This is a genomic window from Tolypothrix sp. VBCCA 56010 (assembly GCF_050875635.1).
Lineage (GTDB): Bacteria > Cyanobacteriota > Cyanobacteriia > Cyanobacteriales > Nostocaceae > Hassallia.
Genome location: NZ_JBPAOH010000269.1, coordinates 1 through 5,668 on the forward strand (window position 1 = coordinate 1; position 5,668 = coordinate 5,668).

5 protein-coding genes are annotated in these 5,668 nt (G+C 43.9%); 2 read left to right on the top strand and 3 right to left on the bottom strand.

Going from position 1 to position 5,668, the window contains the following annotated elements; translation table 11 throughout:
• Window positions 1–171: 171 nt before the first annotated feature.
• The 3 genes from AABK37_RS40065 to AABK37_RS40075 form a co-directional block, all read right to left on the bottom strand.
• Complete coding sequence (locus tag AABK37_RS40065; protein ID WP_089125332.1) at window positions 172–597, bottom strand: ATP-binding protein; 426 nt, start codon at window positions 595–597, stop codon at window positions 172–174.
• A gap of 3 nt (window positions 598–600) precedes the next feature.
• Window positions 601–2,271 (bottom strand): SpoIIE family protein phosphatase, encoded by a 1,671-nt coding sequence (locus AABK37_RS40070; RefSeq protein ID WP_432556950.1) that lies wholly within the window; start codon window positions 2,269–2,271, stop codon window positions 601–603.
• 185 nt (window positions 2,272–2,456) lie between these two features.
• The gene (locus tag AABK37_RS40075) at window positions 2,457–3,176 is read right to left on the bottom strand and encodes a response regulator (RefSeq protein ID WP_432556951.1); all 720 of its coding nucleotides are present in this window, start codon (window positions 3,174–3,176) and stop codon (window positions 2,457–2,459) included.
• A gap of 411 nt (window positions 3,177–3,587) precedes the next feature.
• On the opposite strand from AABK37_RS40075, the gene AABK37_RS40080 reads away from it, so the two are divergent.
• Entirely contained in the window at window positions 3,588–4,340 is a 753-nt protein-coding gene (locus tag AABK37_RS40080; protein ID WP_432556952.1) for a WecB/TagA/CpsF family glycosyltransferase, read from the top strand.
• A 298-nt stretch (window positions 4,341–4,638) separates the two neighbouring features.
• Entirely contained in the window at window positions 4,639–5,382 is a 744-nt protein-coding gene (ftsE, locus tag AABK37_RS40085; protein ID WP_432556953.1) for a cell division ATP-binding protein FtsE, read from the top strand.
• Window positions 5,383–5,668: the final 286 nt, after the last annotated feature.

The window sequence follows — 5,668 nt, forward strand, 5'->3', positions numbered from 1 at the left end:
CAGTTCCCATTCAGATGCGGTACAACATTATATCGTCGCGTGTAGGGGCACGGCACTGCCGTGCCCCTACGGGTGTACCTCACGTAACCGAGAATTGCTATAAGCGATTTATCGCTTAATTTGGGCACTTCAGTGCCCACTACGAAAGCAAAGTTTTTTCAACCTTTTGACTTATTTGCCTAGTTCAGACAGAGTGACTTCTAACTTGAGACAGTTACCACCATCACTCTGCAACTGGTATTCTACTTTATCCATTAGACGATGCATAATCAGCCAACCATAACCGCCTTCTTGCTTGTCCATTGGGTTGGGAGGAAAGTAAGTAGACATATCAAAGCCCTCACCGCGATCCCAAACTTCTAAGGCTATATCTTGGTCTTTGAGTTCCAAGCGAATTAAAACTGGCGCATTGGGCTGATCTTTGTGGGCGTGACGTACTACGTTTGAGTAAGCTTCCACCAAAGCTAGCCGCAAACGACTTGATAGCCGCGACCAATCAACTGTCTCTCCTAGCTGGATTTGTAAGCATCCTAGCAGCCAGCTTTCGACGATGCTTAAAAACTTCAAATCACTTGGTACATGAAGCTCACTTTTCATTACTTACATAACCTCCAGTGAGAGAATAGTTTGGTCATCTTCTTGAACGTTGTTGTCTGCTTGGATGCGGGCTAGCAAATGGTTGAGAGAAAGTGGTTTCGGCTCACTTTTTAAGAGTTGCCAAAGACCTTCTTGATTCAACATAGAATGGCTAGCTGGCTGTGTGCCATCCACAGTTTTCTTGTTTAACTGCGTCTGGTTTAATACCATTGCTTCAGTAATACCATCACTGGCAAGTAACAAGGTATCTCCAGCAGAAAGAACTAATTGACCAGACTGTGCTTGCCATTTGGGTAAAATCCCTAAAGGAATGCTGCGTACCTTGAGGTAATTGGGATTTTCTGCCAAATTTGCACTTGCTGTCCAATGCATCGGATAGATGTGACCGGCATTTGCGTAAACCAGTTCCCTAGTGGTGGGGGTATAACAAGCTAAGACGAGGGTGATGAAGCAATTGTTGCCGATCAAGTCCTCAGACAAAGCATGGTTGAGATTTTGGATAATTACGTTTGGCGGCGGTGGCAATTCTACAGATAATTCGCGGCGCAAAACGGAAATAGCACTTGACATGAATAAAGCTGCCGGGACACCTTTGCCGGAAACGTCACCGACTGCTAACCATAAGTCACCTTTGGGATGAGCAAAAACTTCAAAAAAATCTCCTCCTACTTCGCGGGCGGGGTAGCAGCAAGCTTGGATTTTTGCGCCTTTGATTTCCGGTAATCTTTGGCGCAGCAGGTTATTTTGAATTTGGCGGGCAACTTCTAACTCGGCGCTGATTTGTTGTTGCTTTTCTTGCAGACGTTGATAGAGTTTTGCTTGGGAGAGGGCTAAAGCTGCTTGTTCGGCGACTCCGGCAATTAGCTGGATATCTTCATCTCGCCAAGTGCTTGAGCCTCCTTGTTGATATAAAGCAAGAACTGCTAAAAGTTGTTGTTGATAGCTTATAGGCACAACTAGTTGATGACAGCAGCCGTCTTGTGTATCTGAAGATACCTGATATTGACGGGTTTCAAGAACTTTTGAAATCAACAAGCTGGGGTCAAAGGTACAACAGTTGATGGGAACTTTGGGGTTTTGGTAAGAAAACTCATCTAGGGTGAGGCGATCGCTTTCCACTGGTTTGAGTAAACAACAAGTCGCTTCAAATGTCTGTCCAATGGTGGCGACAATCTTTTGCAGCATACTGCTATAGTCCAAAGACTCGCGAATTGCTGTTGTCACTGCATTAAACAAAGATTCTCGTCGCAAAGCGCGACGCAACTCAGCCGTGCGTTTCTTCAACACCAGATATGTATCAACCGCTTGCCCGACTATTGCTTTCAGGCGATCGGGATTCCACGGTTTAGTGATGTACTTAAACACCTGACCGGAGTTGATCGCCTCTACCAAATCCTCCACATCAGTAAAGCCTGTCAGCAAAATCCGAATCGTATCCGGAAAGCGATCTACCGTGCGACTGAGAAATTCTGTGCCGTTCATCTCTGGCATTCTTTGGTCAGAGATAATTACAGCCATTTCGCCTTCTCTGTCTAAGATTTCGATGGCATCTCGTGCATGACTTGCTCTATATACTTGAAAATCTCGCCTAAAAGTGCGGTAGAGTAAATCTAAGTTATCTGGCTCATCATCCACCACCATCAGCTTTAGTTTGCCTGCATCTGTCTCAGTCATATTTGACTTTATTTTTCAGATTCTTTAATAGCGAGTTGCTGAATTATTTATCTCACCCGATAATTAACAAAACAATACAAAAGTAAGCACTCATTAAAGAGAAGATACCCACTTTGAATGTATAAATTCCTCAAAGATGTAAACTTATCTTTAATCGCCTTTCTTTGGCTTACGAGCGATTAACTTTATCCCACTAACCCAGAACGCAAAGCGCGGACTGCTGCTTGGGTGCGGTCATCAGCGCATAGCTTATTTAAAATATTCCGGACATGAGTTTTCACCGTTCCGACGGTAATGTACAGTCTTTCGGCGATTAATGCATTACTACAACCTTCGACGATCAACTGTAACACTTCTAACTCTCTTTCTGTCAGGGTGTATGGGTCAATAATTTCTTCATTTTCCAGGGAATCAGAGTTTAGGGCAAAGCTCTTACTATCTACTGATGGCACTTCTGGCTTGGGTGGATTTTGTTGTGCTTGTTGTAAAACTATGCGGGCGATCGCTGGATCGATCCAAGAATTGCCATTGTAAGTCACTCGCACTGCTTCAAGTAAATTATCAAACCCGATATCCTTCATGCAGTAGGAATCAGCCCCAGCCGCAAAAGCTGCCAGCACCGCTTCTTTATTATCCCGCAGTGTCAAAATTAACACTTTGGTTTCTAAGCTTTCTTGACTAGCAGTAGATTTTACTTCGCGTGTAAGCTCAATGCCATCCTTATCTGGTAAACCAATATCTATAATAGCGATGTCGGGATGTAACGTTTTTAACATCTTCATTCCATCAGCCGCAGTCGCAGCTTCGCCGACAACTTCAATTTCATCCTTTTGTAGTAGTGCTGTCTTAATACCCACACGGGTGAGGTCATGATCTTCAATTAGAGCCACACGAATTTTACTCATAATCAACTTCCGCCCGTTACACTACCTTAACTGTCAAATCGAGTTTACTAAAAAGTGCTAGCAGATGCAGTTTTAAAACATCTGAAAAACATATAAAGGCGCTTTGTAAGTCAAATACATAAGAAGATTGCCCGTGTTTTAGGTATTTGTTCTTTATGCGAACATGACTAACAATAAAATCAGGGCTACTTTACCATAACTGGAAGCACCCAATACCAATTAGTTTAACGGTAATGGGGCATAGGGAGATAGGGAGATGGGGAGAGGGGGGGATGGGGAGAGGGGGATGGGGAGATGGGGAGAGGGGGGGAGATGGGGGAGATAATGGAGTGGGGGAGGATGGGGAATTTGGAACTAATTTGATAGACTATCGTTCGATGAACTTGGTGTGAGGCTAATCAAGAATAGGCTATGTCTATACGCTATCAAGTGTTTTCGGTCTTGGGACTACCGATTCATTTAATGACTAACTATCCCAACTGGTTGCTAGAACGACTGCAACAAGGTAAGGGAACTCATGTGGTAACGCTAAATGCAGAAATGACTATGCAAGCAGAACGAAATACATCTTTAGCTAAGGTGATTCAAGCTGCTGAATTAGTGATTCCAGACGGAGCGGGGGTAGTTCTGTATTTACAGTTACTATTAAGGCAAAAAATACAACGTTGTCCAGGAATTGAGCTAGCAGAAAAACTGTTGCGAGAAGTTGAGCGTCATACTGACGCAAAAGTATTTTTCTATGGAGGTGCGCCAAAAGTGGCTGCAACAGCAGCAGAGTTTTGGCTTTCTCAATTACCGAAATTGCGTATAGCAGGTACTCACTCCGGCTATCATTCGCCAGAAGAAGAAGAAAAATTACGACAAACTCTTAGCGAATTACAGCCTCAAGTGATTTTTGTCGGTTTGGGAGTGCCGCGTCAAGAGTTATGGATTGCTCAAAACCGACATTTGTGTCCGCAAGCAATTTGGATCGGCGTTGGTGGTAGTTTTGATATTTGGTCGGGGACGAAATCTCGCGCTCCTGCGTGGTTGGGAGATAATAATCTTGAATGGCTGTATCGACTTTATCAAGAACCTTGGCGCTGGCGCCGAATGTTGGCTTTGCCGGAATTTGCTTGGAAAGCTGTAGTTTATCGGTTGACGGCAAGAGGGGCAATTAGTTAAACAGAATCGTTGTGGCGAATCGCCCGCAGGCTAAAAGCCTGGGGCTATACAAACAAAGCCTGCCTTCGCAGGCTGGATTTCTTTAGCCTGCGAAGACAGGCTTTGTTCGAGTAGCCGCACCTTTCTAAGGTGACGGCGGTATTTGGAACAACAAAGGGTCTTACCGCTGATTCGCTTTTGTGTATCTTCCAGGGTGAGGGGACGCAAAAAATTTGGAATTTTTGGTGTTGAATTTGTGATTCCTAGGTTCTGCCTGGGAATTCTTATTTTAAAGCTAATGTGTAGGTAAAATTCAGCAATGCCAGTATTGACACCGAAAGAAACTACTGAAAAATTTATTCTTCAGGAGAGGGAAACTCAAGGACGCAGTAAAAGTACTGTGCCGATGGTGCAGTTGCGCTCGGTGACAAAAATCTATAACAATGGCTCTCAGGCGTTGTTTGATTTGAATCTGGAAGTTAAACAGGGAGATTTTCTGTTTATTACTGGTCCTAGTGGTTCGGGTAAATCAACGTTGTTGAAACTGCTGTATGGTGAGGAGTTGCCTACACAGGGAGAGGTGATGGTTGATGAGTGTAATGTGGCAAAAATGAAAGGCGATCGCTTGTCTTTTTTGCGCCGACGTATTGGCATTGTATTTCAAGACTACAAGCTAATTCCTCAGCGGACTGTAGCGGAAAATGTAACTTTTGTTTTGCAAGCTCAAGGATACACCCGTAAGGAAATTCTACGCCGTTTGGAACCAACTTTAAAGTTGGTAGGTTTACTTTCCAAAGCTGACTGCTTTCCCGATCAACTTTCTGGAGGAGAACAACAACGGGTGAGTATTGCGCGAGCGATCGTAGCTACACCTCCGCTGATTTTGGCAGATGAACCAACTGGAAATCTCGATTTTGATAATTCTTGGCAAGTGATGCAAATTCTCCAGAAGTTAAACTCGTTTGGGGCAACGGTTATTGTTACCACCCACGATGAACAGTTAGTGCGGCGGTGCAATCATCCTGTGGTACAAGTTCGTAATGGTCGGTTGTATCGAAAGTAGTTGGTTGGTAATTGGTGATTGGTAATTGGTAATTGGTAATTGGTTGTTGGTTGTTAGTTGTTAGTTGTAAAAAAGTACTTTTACCCATTACCCATTACCCATTACCCACGTTCCTAATATGTATGCTGTTTGACTTTGGCGGAGAGAGGTTTTAAAGGAGTTGCGGGAGTAGATGATATTTGTTCTGCTATATAAAACCTAGACAAGTCTAGACATTTACTTCTTTCTTCACAGGGAGCATGGAAGCGGTTATCCCTCGGAAAGCATTCACGCCTTAGCCAGACGC